18 protein-coding genes and 1 tRNA gene are annotated in these 17,510 nt (G+C 55.7%); 2 read left to right on the forward strand and 17 right to left on the reverse strand.

All coding sequences use genetic code 11. From position 1 onward, the window contains the following. Positions 1–147: 147 nt before the first annotated feature. The 9 genes from CU102_RS16940 to CU102_RS16980 form a co-directional block, all read right to left on the reverse strand. Positions 148–669, reverse strand: coding sequence for a hypothetical protein (locus CU102_RS16940; protein ID WP_133624596.1), 522 nt, complete (start codon positions 667–669; stop codon positions 148–150). Between the two features lie 217 nt (positions 670–886). Continuing rightward, positions 887–963: transfer RNA gene (locus tag CU102_RS16945), tRNA-Pro, on the reverse strand. Positions 964–1,154: 191 nt separating this feature from the next. Next, entirely contained in the window at positions 1,155–1,955 is an 801-nt protein-coding gene (locus tag CU102_RS16950) for a potassium channel family protein (protein ID WP_106712302.1), read from the reverse strand. A gap of 246 nt (positions 1,956–2,201) precedes the next feature. Beyond that, the gene (locus tag CU102_RS16955) at positions 2,202–2,759 is read right to left on the reverse strand and encodes a MerR family transcriptional regulator (protein WP_106712269.1); all 558 of its coding nucleotides are present in this window, start codon (positions 2,757–2,759) and stop codon (positions 2,202–2,204) included. A gap of 137 nt (positions 2,760–2,896) precedes the next feature. Continuing rightward, a complete protein-coding gene (locus CU102_RS16960) occupies positions 2,897–3,217 on the reverse strand; it encodes an integration host factor subunit alpha (RefSeq protein ID WP_008128366.1) in 321 nt (106 codons plus the stop codon). Positions 3,218–3,339: 122 nt separating this feature from the next. Beyond that, positions 3,340–4,311 (reverse strand): beta-ketoacyl-ACP synthase III, encoded by a 972-nt coding sequence (locus CU102_RS16965; RefSeq protein ID WP_106712270.1) that lies wholly within the window; start codon positions 4,309–4,311, stop codon positions 3,340–3,342. 8 nt (positions 4,312–4,319) lie between these two features. Continuing rightward, positions 4,320–5,405: a phosphate acyltransferase PlsX gene (plsX, locus tag CU102_RS16970; RefSeq protein ID WP_106712271.1), complete on the reverse strand. Its 1,086-nt coding sequence runs from the start codon at positions 5,403–5,405 to the stop codon at positions 4,320–4,322. 178 nt (positions 5,406–5,583) lie between these two features. Continuing rightward, positions 5,584–6,147, reverse strand: a complete 564-nt coding sequence (locus CU102_RS16975) for a YceD family protein (protein ID WP_106712272.1) — start codon at positions 6,145–6,147, stop codon at positions 5,584–5,586. Next, entirely contained in the window at positions 6,147–6,701 is a 555-nt protein-coding gene (locus tag CU102_RS16980; protein ID WP_106712273.1) for a ubiquinol-cytochrome C chaperone family protein, read from the reverse strand. The genes CU102_RS16975 and CU102_RS16980 overlap by 1 nt, the downstream gene beginning before the upstream one ends. Positions 6,702–6,827: 126 nt before the next feature. Here CU102_RS16980 and CU102_RS16985 point away from each other — a divergent pair, with 126 nt between their 5' ends. After that, positions 6,828–7,331, forward strand: coding sequence for an outer membrane protein assembly factor BamE (locus CU102_RS16985; RefSeq protein ID WP_106712303.1), 504 nt, complete (start codon positions 6,828–6,830; stop codon positions 7,329–7,331). A 74-nt stretch (positions 7,332–7,405) separates the two neighbouring features. Here the strand turns inward: CU102_RS16985 and CU102_RS16990 are convergent, their stop codons facing one another. The 8 genes from CU102_RS16990 to CU102_RS17025 all read right to left on the reverse strand — a co-directional run bounded on the left by CU102_RS16990 (position 7,406) and on the right by CU102_RS17025 (position 16,325). Further along, complete coding sequence (locus CU102_RS16990; RefSeq protein ID WP_106712274.1) at positions 7,406–9,559, reverse strand: sodium-translocating pyrophosphatase; 2,154 nt, start codon at positions 9,557–9,559, stop codon at positions 7,406–7,408. 542 nt (positions 9,560–10,101) lie between these two features. Then, a complete protein-coding gene (nusB, locus tag CU102_RS16995) occupies positions 10,102–10,608 on the reverse strand; it encodes a transcription antitermination factor NusB (RefSeq protein ID WP_106712275.1) in 507 nt (168 codons plus the stop codon). A gap of 4 nt (positions 10,609–10,612) precedes the next feature. Continuing rightward, positions 10,613–11,074, reverse strand: a complete 462-nt coding sequence (gene ribH / locus CU102_RS17000) for a 6,7-dimethyl-8-ribityllumazine synthase (protein WP_106712276.1) — start codon at positions 11,072–11,074, stop codon at positions 10,613–10,615. Positions 11,075–11,120: 46 nt separating this feature from the next. Then, on the reverse strand, positions 11,121–11,735 hold the full coding sequence (locus CU102_RS17005) for a riboflavin synthase (protein WP_106712277.1): 615 nt from the start codon (positions 11,733–11,735) through the stop codon (positions 11,121–11,123). Between the two features lie 10 nt (positions 11,736–11,745). After that, complete coding sequence (gene ribD, locus CU102_RS17010; RefSeq protein WP_106712278.1) at positions 11,746–12,852, reverse strand: bifunctional diaminohydroxyphosphoribosylaminopyrimidine deaminase/5-amino-6-(5-phosphoribosylamino)uracil reductase RibD; 1,107 nt, start codon at positions 12,850–12,852, stop codon at positions 11,746–11,748. 5 nt (positions 12,853–12,857) lie between these two features. Next, positions 12,858–13,340 (reverse strand): transcriptional regulator NrdR, encoded by a 483-nt coding sequence (gene nrdR, locus CU102_RS17015; protein WP_106712279.1) that lies wholly within the window; start codon positions 13,338–13,340, stop codon positions 12,858–12,860. Between the two features lie 213 nt (positions 13,341–13,553). Continuing rightward, positions 13,554–14,861: a serine hydroxymethyltransferase gene (gene glyA / locus CU102_RS17020; RefSeq protein ID WP_106712304.1), complete on the reverse strand. Its 1,308-nt coding sequence runs from the start codon at positions 14,859–14,861 to the stop codon at positions 13,554–13,556. A 183-nt stretch (positions 14,862–15,044) separates the two neighbouring features. Beyond that, the gene (locus tag CU102_RS17025; protein WP_106712305.1) at positions 15,045–16,325 is read right to left on the reverse strand and encodes a L,D-transpeptidase family protein; all 1,281 of its coding nucleotides are present in this window, start codon (positions 16,323–16,325) and stop codon (positions 15,045–15,047) included. Between the two features lie 340 nt (positions 16,326–16,665). On the opposite strand from CU102_RS17025, the gene CU102_RS17030 reads away from it, so the two are divergent. After that, on the forward strand, positions 16,666–16,956 hold the full coding sequence (locus CU102_RS17030) for a hypothetical protein (RefSeq protein ID WP_106712280.1): 291 nt from the start codon (positions 16,666–16,668) through the stop codon (positions 16,954–16,956). Positions 16,957–17,510 lie beyond the last annotated feature (554 nt).

Genomic DNA, 17,510 nt, shown 5'->3' on the forward strand with positions numbered 1-17,510 from the left:
CGAAACTGAACATTATGTCTGCAACCGGGGAGGAATGTCTGCGTCCGATCTGCAACCTGTACAACATCACAACTACACATGAAGCGATGCGACAGACTGTGCACCCCAACAGGTGCACGTCATAACGAATACTCTATGGAATGAGATTCAAGCCAGCAGCGCGAGCGATTGGTAAAATTCTTTGGTGGTTTCTTTCCACGCCTTCCAAAGTCTCCTCCCATCCATGCAGCACATCGGCCCCTGAACCAATACCTTGGGCGGTGAGACGCTGATGTCGATCACATCGGACAAGAGGACATGTGGGCCATCATCCCCGACCGTGTTGCGCCTCGTAAAGAGCAGCCTGCCATCGGCAGATATGAGGATATCGTGTCCCTGATGAAAGCCGTTGTAAGACAGTGAAGGACCAATCCCGCGAACCTTCTTCCAGATCAGCCCGAACGTATTGCTGCTCTCATAAAGGTCGTATCCTTGGTCGTACCAAGGCCTGTCCAGCAGGGCATACATCTTGCCGGTGGTTCGGGATATGGCTGGCTGGCCGTAGGATGGTGCAAAAGCCACCCCATAGTTGCCTCCCTGCAGCAAACTTGAATTGGCAAAGCAAGCGACAGGCAGTACCACAAGTGCCAAGACCATGAATTTCCAAATAAATCGAAAAATGGGTTTCACCAAATTGCTTCCCGCCGATTTGCGTCATGCGCAAACATGCTGCAAACGCCTTGAGGATGGCTTAATGCCTGCCCGCAGCCGATTTGGGTCCATGCCACGACAAGCCAGCCCGACATCTTGTCCACGACGTTGGACCCAGAATGGATCCAATTCTCCCAAAACAGAAAAAGGCCCTTGCGGGCCCATTTCCTAAGCTATTGTTTGCATTCAGAGAAAATGGTCGGAGTGGCCGGATTCGAACCGACGACCCCTTGACCCCCAGTCAAGTGCGCTACCGGGCTGCGCTACACTCCGACATCTTCTGTTCAAGCTGAACTTAACCGCCTGGATATTGCGAACCCGAAATCCGTCGACCAAGGGCTACGCTATACCGGGGAAAGCCCTAAATTACTCGGGTTTTTTGTGCAAGGGTAAAAACCGTAAAAACAACATACTCTACACAAATCCACGTGCATCCGCTGGTAACGGCCAGCTATCACCGGTCATTACGATCCTTCGTCAGGGATATTGAGAAGGTGGCCGCATGCCTTGCAATGGACCGCGTCGGCCTCGTGCCTCTGCAGGCCGCACTGAGGACAAGGAAAGGTTACCTTGTGCGGTCTGACCACAGCTTGCGCGAGACGCACGAAAAGCGAAATTCCAACGATCATGGTCACGACCGAAGTCAGCTTACCAAGGGTACCCGGAAGCGTTATATCGCCAAAGCCCGTGGTGGTAACTGTTGCCACAGTGAAATAGAGCGCATCCACGAAGCCCTCTCCTCCTTCGAGCCGGTAGAAGAAGCTCGTGTAGACGAAGCCCGTAATGATGAAGAGGAAAACGATGAGGTTGATGCAGGCCCGTACGACGTCGAGAAGGTGACTGCAGCGACAGAAGCGCAACAATTCCTTCAGGAAAGTACTCTGCCCGATCGCCCAGATCCGCATTGCACGCAGGAAGGCGAAATTGTACAGCAGGTTCGGAAAAAGCAGCGTGGCGAGAATGAAGAGGTCCACCCAGGTCATCGGGCGGAGAATCCAGGATTTCAAGTTCTTCGCCAGCAGTACCCCGGTCATCAATTCGAAGCCGATCCAGACCGCGATCAAATAATCAACGATCAGATAGGAAGGGCCTGAACGCAGATACGGCCCCATGATGAAGAATGCCAGAATTGCAATGTCAATGAAGAAGAAGGCACCCTGGAACCACAGTGATCGCCTGTCACGGCCACTTTGAAGGCGCCTTAGAGCGCGTCTCAGCTTCTCGATTTGCGACCCGCCGCGGTTCGTGGCAACTCTGTCCTGCATTTCACTGCTATAGCCCATTGGAGCGAAGTTTCAAGTTGAGTGCCGCAAGGTGCCGACGGTCGCCCAAGCTCGGCAGGTACTACAAAAATATTCTGTATTTGTTGGAACCAAACTTCGGTGGTAGAATTATAGGAGTACTGGTCCCCAACCAGTTAGGCTGAACCCCACAGCCAACCCCTAAGTCCCAGCTTTCATTTTACATGGAAGCTGGGCTTTTTCTTTCAGAGCACTGTGGCGCTCCGCCGATCAGCGAACCTGATCAAGCAGGCGCTTGCATTCGAGCAGGTCGAACAGCGTTTCCTGAAGCAGGGCTCGGTTGTCTTTTGAGAGCCGCTTGCCGTCGGCAGCAACCGGTCCTTCATCGTCGCCCTTGATCAGGCCGAAAAGGCGCCTGCCCTGGGGGACCGATTTGGGTGTTCCCATAACCGCGGCTTCCTCATCGGCCTCGGCGCGGCTCTGCTCGGCCGCAAGCGCCTCTTCCTGGCGCGCTGTCGCCTGCTTCTGCTGGCTGATGGCCTCGGCTGCTGCCGTATCGCCACTGCCCAGCGCAATGATGAATTGAGTGCCATTCTCCCGCAGGAGGCGCTGGACACCCTTGATCGTATAGCCCTGGTCGTAAAGGAGATGCCGAATGCCCTTCAGCAGATCGACGTCGAGCGGACGATAATAACGCCGGCCGCCACCGCGCTTCATTGGCTTGATGTGAGTGAACCGTGTCTCCCAGAACCGCAGGACATGCTGAGGCAGATCAAGGTCTTCTGCGACTTCGCTGATGGTTCTAAATGCGTCGGGACTCTTGTCCATGATTTCACCCTTTCAGGAGAAATTCTGATTCGACGTCTATTTCAGCGGTTTATGGGATATTTTTCAAGCGCAGCGCGAGACTACCCCACAGTAATCTCGCTAGTTCAGCTGACAAAGACGCGAATTCGTCTTTTGTACTACGCAGATTTCTTCTTGCGCGTCTGGTGCGAGCGCAAAATGCGCTGTTTGAGCACATTGGATGCTTTGAACGTCATGACGCGGCGCGGCAGAATGGGCACTTCCTCCCCCGTCTTCGGATTCCGGCCGATCCGTTCATTCTTATCTCTTACCTGGAACGTGGCGAACGATGACAGTTTGACTGTCTCGCCACGAACGATTGCATCACACACTTCATCGAGAATTGTCTCGACCAGTGAAGCTGACTCCGTTCGCGAAAGCCCTACCTTGCGATAGACTGCTTCAGCCAGATCAGCGCGCGTAATGGTCTTACCCCCCATACGATCTCAAAGCTCTCGTTTGTTGCAAAACTAGCAGGTGTAGCGGAAGTTACAGAATGAAAACCGATCGGGCAAGCAGGTTGAAAAAGTTCGTGAACTAATCTGCCGACCCAACCGACTTGCTACCACCGTAGCAGAACTGCACCCCACGTAAAGCCCCCACCCATGGCTTCAAGGAGCACCAAATCGCCTTGTTTGATCCGGCCGTCCGCGACAGCGGTCGCAAGAGCTAAGGGTACTGAAGCGGCTGATGTATTTCCGTGTTGGTCGACTGTGATTACGACCTTTTCTTCTGCCAGATGGAGCTTCTTCGCCGAGGCGTCGATGATGCGCTTGTTGGCCTGGTGCGGGACGAACCAATCGATGTCTTCGGCGGTAATTCCGGCCTCTGAAAACGACGCTTCAATGACATCGGTGATCATGCCGACAGCGTGCTTGAAGACCTCACGACCCTCCATCCGGAGATGGCCGACAGTCTGCGTCGAGGATGGACCGCCATCTACATATAGTTTCTCTTTGTGCGAACCGTCCGACCGCAGGTTGGCGGTCAGAACGCCGCGATCGGAGGTCAGGCCGCGTCCCTCACTGGCTTCGAGGATCAATGCACCGGCGCCATCGCCGAAGAGCACGCAGGTCGTACGGTCATTCCAGTCGAGGATGCGGGAAAACGTTTCCGCACCTATCACCAGCACCCGCTTGGCCATGCCGCCACGAATGTAGAGATCAGCGGTGGTGACAGCGTAGACAAAACCCGAGCACACCGCCTGCATGTCGAATGCAAAGCCGTGCGTCATGCCGAGACGTGCCTGGATATCGACTGCAGACGCAGGAAATGTGTTGTCAGGTGTCGAAGTAGCAAGAATGATCAGGTCGATGTCATCGGGCGTGAGGCCCGCATTGTCGAGCGCTGCCCGCGCCGCAGCTTCGCCAAGGGACGCCGTTGTCTCGCCCTCGCCGGCAATGTAGCGCTGCCGAATACCCGTCCGCTGAACGATCCATTCATCCGAAGTCTCGACAATGCCTTCAAGATCAGCATTCTTCACAACGCGCGCCGGCTTGGCTGCGCCTATACCTTTTACAACGGACCGGATCATTTAAAGCTCTACTTTTCCTGTTGTTCTATTTCGGCTTCTGCGTCGCTCTCGGTTTCCTCTTTGAAGGCCACGCCGACGGGGCTTTTGTGGAAATGGGTAAGATCGGCAGCGATCTTGTCCAAGAGCTTGTTGTGCGCCATGTCGTAGCCCACATCGATGGCAGAAGCAAAGCCCAAAGCATCGGTGCCACCGTGGCTCTTGATGACGACACCATTCAAGCCGAGAAATACACCGCCATTGGTCTTGCGGGGATCCATCTTTTCGCGCAGGCGATCAAAGGCGCCCTTGGCAAAAATATAGCCAATCTTGGCCATCAACGTGCGGCTCATCGCTTCGCGCAAATATTGAGCGAACTGTTTCGCGGTACCTTCCGCGGCCTTGAGCGCTATGTTTCCGGCAAATCCTTCGGTCACGACGACGTCGACCGTGCCTTTGCCGATATCATTGCCTTCGACAAAACCGTAATATTCAAGGCTCGGCAATGGAATCTCGCGCAGGATACGCGCTGCATCCTTGACGTCGTCCTGTCCCTTGATCTCCTCGACGCCAACATTGAGCAGGCCAATGGTCGGCCGCTCGATCTCGAACAGCGCGCGGGCCATGGCAGCGCCCATAACCGCGTAATCAACGAGCTGCTGCGCATCGGCACCGATCGTTGCGCCAATATCGAGGACAATGCTTTCGCCGCGCAATGTCGGCCAAATACCAGCAATGGCAGGCCGTTCGACATTTGCCATGGTGCGCAGGCAGAATTTTGACATCGCCATGAGTGCGCCCGTGTTACCGGCAGATACGCAGGCATCGGCTTCGCCGGTCTTCACCGCTTCAATGGCCCGCCACATGGACGACTTCCATCGGCCGCTGCGCAGCGCCTGGCTCGGCTTCTCATCCATGCGCACGGCCACATCGCAGTGGTGAAACGTCGAGGCGTCGACCAGGGCGGGATAGCGGACAAGCACAGGCTTGACCTCTTCTTCGCGCCCGAAAATCACAAACCTGATATCAGGATGGCGCTCCAGCGCCGTTGCCATGCCCGGAATTACGATCTCAGGACCGAAATCACCGCCCATGGCATCAATGGAAATTCTGATCACTCTCGATTGTCCTGTCCTGTTCAGTGCTTGCGAGTAAGGTACGTTGAAAAGACTCGGCGAAAATAGTCATTTTGTATAAGCGCACAACTGATTTCTGCCAGCTGCGGGCTCGTCGAGCTGAATTGTCTTGAGAACCGCCCCCTTCTGGACCATTTCCCTGCATCTAGAGCCTCGCCGATCAAGGCTTCTGTTTCCAATCCTTCAAAGCGACGAAAGGGTTTGCCGGTTCCTCGACAGCGTCATCGCCATATTGTACGACGACCGGCGGAACACTCTCTACGCCTTCCTTGCGCGGATATGGATCGATGGCGAGCTCGAAAAACTCCTCGGCGATCGCACCGGCATCAAGCGTATCTCCCGAGAATGTCTCCGGTATGTCGGGTCCTTCCGCGCTGATGATCAGCTCGCCGTTCTCATCGAGGGGCAGACGCGCAAGGCGGGAATTCTCCGGAACGAAGATCGTGTCAATCTCGGCGTCGACTTTTGCATCAATGGGCTCCAGCGTTACAATACAGGACTGGACGATCTCGGCATGGACCTCGCCGCGAACGCGGACGCCATCCTTTTTCCAGGGAACGATTTGCAGATCGGCCTTGAAGAATTTGACATCCAGCAACTCGTGGAAGTCACGCAATGCCTCAAGCTCACGGGCATTTGCCTCGATTTTTATATTGAGGCCCTTCTGTGGGAGCCGCCCTACCGAAACCGGAAAGCTCAGCGCTCCATCCAAATTGTTTGTCATCACGCCTCCTCCAATGCAGGTCCGGCATCGGGAAATGTAACCTTGCCACCTGCAATCATATCATCTGTCTGATCTTCGAGGTGCCGGGTTGCCAGCAGGACATATTTGCCAAGAGAATCCGCGCCTGGCCAGCTTTCATGGCCAGGACGCACATTGCGGGCAAGCGCGGCGACCAGCGCAACATAATCATTGTTCTCCAGGGCCTTATCGTAGGATTCGATCCGCCCGTAGAACATGCGCGCCAACTTCTTCATACGCTTCGGAACGCCTGAGTCCCCGATGCCGAGCTCCCGGAGCGAATGATCGACATCACGGAAGAACTCGTCAGTGACCTCCTGGCCGATCGATTTCAACGCCGGTGTCCGGCCCTTGATGCGGCGCATGAACAGGAAAACGTGCAGCGACAGCATTTCATAGCGACCCAACGGCGAATCCGGTACATCGAGGTCAGAATAAAAGTACGGTTGCCGCGCCGCTGCCACGATCGCGTCGTAGAGGGCAATCGTAATGGCCTCATTTGCCTTGGCCTTGCGGCTAAAAAGACTGAGAATCATAGAGTTGTGCTTTCCCTTGGGTCTTTGCACGCAACACATGTCGCGTGTTGCATCGGACTTCAAGGTGGTTTACCGAAGTTCTGCGGGCGGCGAAAGACTTGCGCCCAATTTGAAATGGAGATGTCGTTGCTACAGCGGATTTTCAAGACCGATCGTTTCCGGGAATTCCTTCTCGCCGGAACCCTTCTTTTGGCCGCAGGACTTGCTGGCTGTAACACCGCCGACCTCAATCCATCGGAGACTTTGACCCAAGGTTATGTCCTTGACGAGAAGGCGCTTGAGTTCGTCCCGGTAGGCTCCAGCCGCGAGCAGGTCCAGCTGTCGCTTGGCAGTCCGTCGACGACCGCCACCTTCGACAACGAAGTTTACTACTACATTTCGCAGAAGCGCCACCGCACCGTCGCGTTTATGAATCCAAGGGTCACGGAGCGGCGAATTCTGGCCGTGTATTTTGACAAGGACGGCAAGGTCGCCAGCATTTCCAATTATGGACTGCAGGACGGAAAGGTGTTCGACTTCATCTCGCGCACCACACCGACAGGCGGCAAGGACTTGTCGTTCCTCGGACAGATGCTGGCTGGTGTCGGCAAGGCGCCCTCCCTGGGTGCCGGCGGACCACCATCGCAATAACGGCTTCTCCGGACCGCAAAACAAAAACCCACGAAACATGTTTCGTGGGTTTTTTTGTGCATTATTTGTTTTGTTCAGTGCGCAAGCACGGCAAGCAGAAGCAAGGCCACAATGTTGGTGATCTTGATCGCCGGATTGACGGCAGGGCCGGCCGTATCCTTGTAGGGATCGCCAACAGTATCACCGGTGACTGACGCCTTGTGCGCCTCCGAGCCCTTCAGGTGACGTGTACCATCTTTGCCTACGAAGCCGTCTTCAAAAGACTTTTTGGCATTGTCCCACGCGCCGCCGCCCGACGTCATCGAGATGGCAACGAAAATGCCGTTGATGATGACACCCAGCAACGAAGCCCCAAGCGCCGCAAAGGCCGAAGCTTTGGACCCCGAAATCAGAAGAACACCAAAATACACCACGATGGGGGCCAGAACCGGCAACAGCGACGGGACAACCATTTCCTTGATCGCCGCACGGGTCAGGATATCAACCGCCCGGGCATAATCCGGCCGTTCAGTGCCCAACATGATCCCAGGCTTTTCGCGGAACTGCCGGCGCACCTCTTCAACGACAGAGCCGGCCGCGCGACCAACTGCCGTCATCGCAATGCCTCCGAAGAGATAAGGGATGAGTCCGCCGAAGATGAGGCCTGCGACGACATATGGATTGGACAATTCGAAGGAAACGGCGCCGATCCCCTTGAAATAAGAGAATGCGGTGGCTCCTTCTTTGTTGGCTTCGCTGATGAAGAACTGCAGATCATTGGCATAAGCAGCGAACAGCACCAGCGCACCAAGACCGGCGGAGCCAATCGCGTAGCCCTTTGTAACCGCCTTGGTCGTGTTACCAACTGCATCGAGCGCATCCGTGGACTTGCGGACCTCCGGATCGAGACCCGACATTTCGGCAATACCACCGGCGTTGTCCGTCACTGGCCCGAATGCATCAAGAGCTACGATCATGCCGGCAATACCCAGCATGGCCGTAACGGCGATACCTGTGCCGAAGAGGCCGGCAAGCTGGTAGGTCGAGATGATGCCGCCAACAATGACCAGCGCCGGAAGCGCTGTCGATTCGAGCGAAATCGCCAGCCCCTGGATCACATTGGTGCCGTGTCCGGTAATCGATGCCTGGGCAATTGAATTCACCGGACGCTTGTTCGTTCCGGTATAATATTCGGTGATCACTACGATCAAACCCGTCACAACGAGGCCGATGAGACCGCAGATAAAGAGGTTGGTCCCGGTAACCACCTGGCCGGCAACAGTACCGATTTCGCCCCAGCCGATGGTCAGCGAGGTGGCAGCGCCGAGACCCAGGATTGACAGAAGTCCTGTGACGATCAGCCCTTTGTAGAGGGCGCCCATGATGGAATTGTTGGCGCCGAGCTTGACGAAGAAAGTGCCCGCGATCGACGTGATGATGCAGGCGCCACAGATCGCCAGCGGATAAAGCATGATAGTGGCAAGCATCGGCGTAGCGGCGAAGAAGATTGCGGCCAGCACCATGGTCGCAACGATGGTCACCGCATAGGTTTCGAACAGGTCCGCAGCCATGCCGGCGCAATCGCCGACATTATCGCCGACATTATCCGCGATCGTCGCAGGATTGCGGGGATCGTCCTCGGGAATTCCGGCTTCGACCTTGCCGACAAGGTCGCCGCCAACGTCGGCACCCTTGGTGAAGATACCGCCGCCAAGGCGAGCAAAGATCGAAATGAGGGAAGCGCCAAATCCGAGGGAAACGAGGGCGTCGATCACGGTGCGATCAGCAGGCCCATAAGCCATGGGACCGGTCAGGACCCAATAGTAGACAGACACACCAAGCAGTGCGAGGCCCGCGACGAGCATGCCGGTGATGGCGCCAGACTTGAACGCGATTTCAAGACCGGCGGCCAGACTGCGCGAAGCGGCCTGCGCTGTGCGCACATTGGCCCGGACTGAAACATGCATGCCGATGAATCCTGCGAGCCCGGACAGAACTGCTCCGATCAGAAAGCCGATCGCGGCCGTGCCCGTCAGGAGAAACCAGACGGCGATAAAGACAACGACACCAACCATGGCGATCGTCGTGTACTGACGTGTGAGATAGGCCTGTGCGCCCTCGCGGATTGCACCGGCGATTTCTTGCATGCGCGCATTGCCCTGGTCCGCAGCGAGCACCGATTTGGTTGCCCATATTGCGTAGACGATAGACAGCAGACCGCAGGCAATGACCAGAAATAGTATTGTCATGCCACTCCCTCAGATTTTGACCGGAAAACCCCTCCCCGGGTCAGGTTCGGTACGGCACACACTGAGATCCGCCAGGCCGGCAGAAATGCGACCGCATGTGTAAGGAGTAACGAAGCAAATGCGAGAACGTCAAGGTCTTTCGCAAAACGCTGAAATCAGCGACGAAAGTAGGGGTTGATTGGGCCGGAGTAGCTCCGCATTGTGAGATCGTTCGAGAACGAGAGGTAGCGCGTGGACTTGATTATAACGAGCGGATCAAATTGCTCGCTTCATTCATCATTAGCATCGGTATCGCGATTTAAATGGACCTTTCGGTCCAACGAAGCCATTGTTGTTCATCAGCACCCTTGGTTTTCTAGGTGCATTTGTACCACATTTTACTGCGAGCCGTTTTCTGAGAAGGATGAGACAATGACTACGTTACAGATCATTTCTCTTCTATATATGCCTGTCATGGGCTTCATCATTGCTGGCGCCGTTTTGCTGTACGACTGGAAATTTCCCCCTACACATCAGCGCCCCCGCGACCCAAAATAAAATGGCTAACGTCGTGGACCCTTGACGCCCTTGCTTTCGCCGCGAATTTCAAACGCCAATCGATCCAGGACGGCATTCACGAGCTTGGGCTCCTCGTCGGTATAAAAGGCCTTGGCGATATCGACATATTCCGAAACGATGACAGCGGTTGGCACGTCAACGCGATCCTTCAGTTCCCAAATTCCTGCCCGCAGGATGGCGCGCAGTGTCGAATCGAGACGCGACAACGGCCAATCTTCCATCAAGGCCTGGCGGATCATCGGATCAAGGGATGTCTGGTCAGCAACAACGCCGGAAACAATAGCGCGAAACCACTGCGGGTCAGCGTCCAGGTATTGTGTTCCGTCGACCTCCTTGCCGAGGCGATGGGCTTCATATTCCGCCACAACCTCGAGAACGCCCGTACCTGCGACATCCATTTGATAAAGGGCCTGAACTGCGGCCAGACGTGCGACGCCGCGCTTGTTGGCAGTTTTCACAGCTGGGCTTTGCCCGTCTTTCGCGGAAGGCATTCGTTCAGGCTCCAAGTTTTTCCTTGAGGGCAATCATCGTCAATGCAGCACGTGCCGCAAAGCCACCCTTGTCCCCATCTTCCCGGCGCGCACGCACCCACGCCTGGTCTTCATTCTCGACGGTCAGGATGCCGTTGCCGATCGCAATACTCTCGTTGACGGCAAGGTCCATGAGAGCGCGGCAGGACTCATTGGCGACGATATCGAAATGATATGTCTCGCCGCGAATGACGGTACCAAGCGCCACATAACCATCATATTCCTTTCCGCCTTCCACTGCAGCATCAAGTGCAAAGGAAATGACAGCAGGAACCTCCAGAGCGCCTGGAACTGTGACGACATCATAGGTGGTGTTGGCTTCATCGAGCGCCAGTTTGGCGCCATTCAGCAGGGCGTCAGCGAGATCGTCATAGAATCGTGCTTCCACGATCAACAGATGTGGCGCCCGCGCCTTGTTTTTTGACATGATAGCTCCGAGGGAATGGGGTGGCGTCGCCACCGCTGTTCTGGTCCTAGGCCGATTTCGGATATTCTGCAAGCCGCGCAGCATATCTTGCCATCTGATCGATTTCGATATTCACCTTGTCGCCGACCTTTCGATCGCCCCATGTCGTCACCTCGAGCGAATGACGAATAAGCAGAACATCAAATTCGTTACCGGTGACACGATTGACGGTCAAGGAAGTACCATCCAGTGCTACCGAACCCTTCTGTGCGATAAACCGCGCAAGATGTTCCGGCACGCGCAAGGTAAACCGTACGGCATCGCCCTCGTCTTCACGTTTGACAATCTCCGCCATGGCATCGATGTGACCAGAGACAAGGTGGCCACCCATCTCATCGCCAAGCTTCAATGAGCGCTCCAGGTTGATCCGCGTTCCGGATTTCCAGCCTGCAATCGAGGTCAGGCGTAGCGCTTCTTCCCAGGCTTCGACTTCGAACCAGCGGGCATTCGATCCTTTTTCAGGAAGGGTCGTAACGGTCAGGCAGACACCGGAACAGGAGATGGACGCGCCGATCTCGATCGTTTCCGGATCGTAATTGGTTTCGACGCGCAGCAGCACGCCTTCATTGAGCGGTTTCACCTGACCGACCTTGCCAATGTCCGTGACAATTCCTGTAAACATCCGTGTTCCCTTAGAGAGGCCTGACATATTCGCTGTACCGGTCGTCACCGAAGCGATATTCGCGCAACAAATGAAATTCACGAGCGATATGGGAGTGGAGTTCAGGCACCGCAACCCCGCTGCTACTACCAATCGCAACGGAACCCTGGAAAAGCGCTATGCGATCAACCAGGCCTTCTTGCAAAAAGGAACTTGCAACCGTTGCGCCGCCTTCCACCATCACTGTGGTAATGCCTTGTGCCGCAAGGTCATCGAGCAATTCGGGCAATGCCGTCGCGCCGCAATCGGTCTCGGTCGCGAGGATACGACAACCAGCCGCCACAAGAGCTTGCCGCCTTGCTGGTTCGGCGGCGGCGCTTGCAGCCACCCAGACCGGAACAGTGCTTGCACTATTGACCAATGCGCTGTTCATGGGCAGACGAAGCCGGCTGTCGAGAACGACGCGGATTGGCGAGCGGTTCTCCAACCCCGGCAAACGGCATGTCAACTGCGGATCATCGGCAAGCACGGTCCCTATGCCAACGAGGATGGCGTCGGATTCTGCACGCATCATATGAACCTGCGACCGTGAGACCGATCCTGTGATCGAGACCTGTCCCTCACCCTCCCTGCCGATGTAACCATCGCTGGAAAGCGCAAGTTTCAGAGTAACTTCCGGCCGTTTCTTCGCAGAGCGAATCAAATAGCCTGCGAGGTTGTCGGCAGCCTCGGCACCAAGCACATGCGCCTCGACATCGATGCCGCCATCATGCAAGATGGCGTAGCCTTTGCCGGAAACACGATCATCGGGATCATTGGCAGCGGAAACGACGCGGGTGACCCCGGCCGTAACCAGAGCATCCGCACAGGGCGGCGTCCGTCCATGGTGGGCGCAGGGCTCGAGCGTCACATAGGCCGTCGCGCCTTTTGCCTTTTCGCCAGCTTCCATCAGGGCTTGCGTTTCGGCGTGCGGGCGACCGCCAATTGCCGTAACACCCCGCCCAACAATGACACCGCCCCTGACTATGAGCGTGGCAACGGATGGATTTGTCCCGGTCAACCCTTGGTGGGTGCGAGACAGGCGAATAGCCGCGGCCATGAAGCGCCGATCAAGCGCATTCTGCTCCGATCCCGTCATCTGTCTTACTCGTTCTCGACAGGATCGGAAGTGACATCACCCGAGGTAATCTCGTCAATGACGTCGTGAAAATCCTTGGCTTCGCGGAAATTGCGGTAGACCGAGGCAAAGCGGATGTAAGCAATGTCGTCAATGCCCTTCAAGGCATCCATGACCAGCCTGCCAATTTCATCGGATGAAACCTCGGGCTCGCCAGAGCTTTCCAACTGGCGGACAATGCCCGAGACGGCACGTTCCACCCGCTCCGGATCCACCTGGCGTTTGCGCAATGCGATTTCAACCGAACGCATGAGCTTGTCGCGATCGAATGCTACTTTGCGGCCGCTCTTCTTGATCACCAGCAGATCGCGCAATTGGACCCGCTCGAAAGTGGTAAAGCGTCCGCCGCAGTCCGGGCAGACGCGCCGCCTCCGAATGACCGCTCCATCCTCGGCGGGGCGAGAATCTTTCACCTGAGTGTCTTCGGACTGGCAGTAGGGACAACGCATTGAACGGCTTTCTGTACGCAATCAAACCTGGGGTCAGGACCTATTCAGACGCCATTTCGATCACATTAGTAGGTTCTGAGCCTGACTGAAGATAGTGTGTTTCTTAACGATATAAAAGCGGTCAGGCGGAGAGGATTGTGAACGGATCGTTCGATCCACCGCAATCTTCTCCGCCCGACCAGACTCGAGCCATGTCAAATCAATGTCTATATTCTATCCGAGATACGGATAGAGCGGGAAACGATCCGTCAAATTGATGACCTTCTGCTGGACAGCCCTTTCGACCGCCGCATTGCCTTCATCGGAATTCGCAACCTTCAAACCGTCCAGAACTTCGGAAATCAGGTTGCCGATCTCGGTGAATTCTGCTGCGCCGAAACCGCGCGTTGTGCCAGCGGGCGTACCAAGGCGAACACCGGAGGTCACGAACGGCTTCTCGGGGTCGAAGGGAATACCGTTCTTGTTGCAGGTGATGTTTGCACGGCCGAGCGCGGCTTCAGCGCGCTTGCCGGTTGCATTCTTCGGACGAAGATCTACCAGCATCAAATGGTTGTCGGTTCCGCCGGACACGATGTCGAGACCGTTCTTCTTCAGAGCGTCAGCCAGCGTTTTCGCGTTAGCGGCGACGTTCTGGGCGTAGGTCTTGAACTCGGGTTTCAATGCTTCGCCAAAGGCAACGGCCTTTGCCGCGATGACATGCATCAAAGGGCCACCCTGCAAACCTGGGAAAACGGCCGAATTCATCTTTTTGGCGATCTCGGCATCATTGGTGAGGATCATGCCGCCACGCGGACCGCGCAGCGACTTGTGGGTGGTCGTGGTAACGACATGTGCATGCGGAAGTGGCGATGGGTGCACACCGGCAGCAACGAGCCCGGCGATGTGCGCCATGTCAACCATGAGATACGCGCCAACAGCGTCAGCGATCTGGCGGAAGCGCTCGAAATCCCAAATGCGCGAATAGGCTGTACCGCCGGCGATGATGAGCTTTGGCTTGTGCTGATGGGCCTGCCGCTCGATTTCGTTCATGTCGAGCAGGTGATCGTCCTGACGCACGCCGTAGGAAACCACGTTGAACCATTTGCCGGACATGTTAACCGGCGATCCGTGAGTCAAGTGTCCGCCGGAATTGAGATCAAGGCCCATGAACGTATCGCCGGGCTGCAACAGAGCCAGGAACACGGCCTGGTTCATCTGGCTGCCGGAATTCGGCTGAACATTGGCAAACTCACAACCGAACAGTTGCTTGGCGCGCTCGATGGCCAATTCCTCAGCAATATCGACAAACTCGCAGCCGCCATAATAGCGCTTGCCTGGATAACCTTCGGCATATTTGTTGGTCATGATCGAACCCTGCGCTTCAAGCACGGCGCGAGACACGATGTTTTCCGATGCGATCAGCTCGATTTCATGACGCTGGCGGCCCAGCTCCTTGCGGATTGCGCCGAAGATATCTGGATCGATTTCCTCGAGTGATGCGTTGAAAAAGGTATCTGCAACAGAAGCGCTTGCATTCGACATGGTGTCTGGACCCTCATTTGCCGGTGGGTAATTCATGGGTAATTGCGGCGCATTATCATACTTAAACCGGCAAGGCCAATGGCCGGTGGACGAAAAGCTTTAGCTCGAAACCGTCATCTCGGATCCAAATGCAAAAAGACCGCCCGGAGGCGGTCTTCCTGATTCATGGTTTTCTGGAAGCAATCAAGTGTTCGTGCCGATCGACAGGGCAGCCTGACCATCCATCTCGTAAATGTCGTCGCGCAGGTGGACGACGCCATCTCCCGTCGACCATGCAGTCACATAGACGAAGTGCAGCGGTACGGGATTGGTGACCTGGATCGGCGTGTTGACACCAGTCTTGATCGTTGCCTCCATGGTCTGGCGGTCCCAGCCCGGCGTGTCACGCAAGAGCCAGACGTTCAGATCGCGGACATTCTGGATGCGGACGCAGCCCGAAGATTCGAAGCGCATCAACTTGTTGAACACGCCCTGCTGCGGCGTGTCATGCATGTAGACCGCATAGGGATTGGGGAAATTGATCTTGGTCGATGACATGGCGTTGATCTTGCCCGGATCCTGCCGGAACATGAGCTTGACCGCATCATCGGTGTTCCAGTCGACCGTCTCCGGAGCGATCTCTTCGCGTGTGCGCTCGTCGAACAGGCGGATCTTGTTGCGCGAAAGGTAAGTCGGATCCTTGCGCATCAGCGGGATGATGTCTTTCTGAATGATCGACTTCGGTGCAGTCCAGTAGGGGTTTAGGATCACTTCCTGGATGTTTGAATCGAGGATCGGTGTCTGACGATCGATCTTGCCAACGATTGCGGTGTGGCGCTGAGCGACGCGTCCAGCTTCCACCGCCTCGATCTGAGCGGCCGGAATATTGACCATCACATAGCGTGGGCCCTGGTCGGTTGAAGCGAGTGTACGAACACGCTCGAGATTTGTCTGCAGCTGGCCGAGGCGAACATCTGCCGACACATTCATTGCGGCGAGCGAGAACTCACCCATGACACCATCGGCCGGAAGGCCATGGCGCGCCTGGAAGCGCTTTACCGCTGCATCAACATAGGTATCGAACGAATTCGACAGGCCGGCACTTTCGGAGAGGTCACCGGCGATCATCAGGCGCTTGCGGATCGCGGCCACCGAGGGATCAATGACGCCGAGTTTCAGTTTGACGGTTGCTGGCACGGTCGGCCAGCCGCCATTGGCGACGATCTGGCTGTAGGTATTGATGGCGCTTTCAATAAAGGAAACGGTCTCGGGACTCGCTATCGGCTGGAAGCTCGCAACCTTGCCTTTGCTGGTCGAACGGGCATCGAACTGGTCATCCCAGTTGCCGCGACGGGGAGCGGCGAGAATATCACCGATATCAGACTGCTGCGCGAAGGCGGTTGACGTTGCTGCAGCGAAACCAGCCGTTGCTACGCCCCGCAGAAATGCGCGGCGGTCGATTGCTGATGATCCGAATTTCTTCATATCTTGTCCAACCCTTGGAAGTTCTGCAGCCATTGCCTTCTGCAAGCCAGAACGGCGATCATGGTTGCCAAAATTATCAGGAACACCCTTAACAAACAGCAACTTTCAATCTGATCGAGCGAATGTGATGGTCTGACGCCGATCAGCCCTCACCGAGCTGTTCTGGTGCTGCACTGAACTGAAATATCCGCTGCCGCATTTCCACGGCAATATGGCGGATTAATGACTGGCTGACTTGGGCGTCGATAACTTGAAAAACTTGGCAGAATACAACCAAAGGCTAATTGACGGGGCGTAACTTGCAATAGGAATATGATCCTTTAATTAAGGGATTTTATTCATGAATACTGTTGATACACCAGAATACGCAATCCTTCGTCTGAAAGATCAAATAGCAGGCAATAAGGCTGTCCTTGCCGCATATCGGCTGGGGCGTCCATCAGAGCGCAGCCTTCGTGTCTACCGCCATGTGGAGATGGAACAGGCCCAACTGGAAGAAGACCTCCGCTTGTTGGAACTGTCCACACTCGACACAAGTATGATCCCAATCAGCCACGCGTTCCGGCTGGAAATTCTGATGGAGGTCAGTGGACTGATGCTGGTGGGTCAGGAGCAAACATTGATCCGATAAAAACCGGCGCAACTGCAGCTACTACTAATCAAAGAACAGGACCCTGGCTTCGCGACGCCGGGCGTCTGGCTGGTCAGGGTATTCGCATGAACCCGGCCATGCGATCAGCCGCAGCGCTGTATGAGTCCCTCAAGAGTCCCGATCGAATATCCCCTCCATCAGGCTGTCTAACAATATAACGCCATTGCCGCGACGGATGACCCTTATACGATTCCGATTATATCAGCACGCGCGCGAGCCTTTGCCAAAGGCGATACAGATGGGAAGATTTGGGCGAGTGTGCGTGAGACTGATATAGATGAGGTCAGCAAAATGTGCCCGCATTACCTCACGGTGCAGACACAGACTGACATGGCCGCATTCGCGGCGGGTATGGTCTCCGATTATAAAAATCCTGGCGCGCACGGCACAGGCGTTCACAAAATACTAGAGCGGATCATTGCTTGTCGGAATCGCACCGGGATTCCCAAATCAGTTGATATGTGATTCATCATGGATGCTGGGATTGGAGGCCAGCATCCATGACGCGACCCTATTCCAATGATCTTCGTGAG

The organism is Phyllobacterium brassicacearum, from assembly GCF_003010955.1.
Lineage (GTDB): Bacteria > Pseudomonadota > Alphaproteobacteria > Rhizobiales > Rhizobiaceae > Phyllobacterium > Phyllobacterium brassicacearum.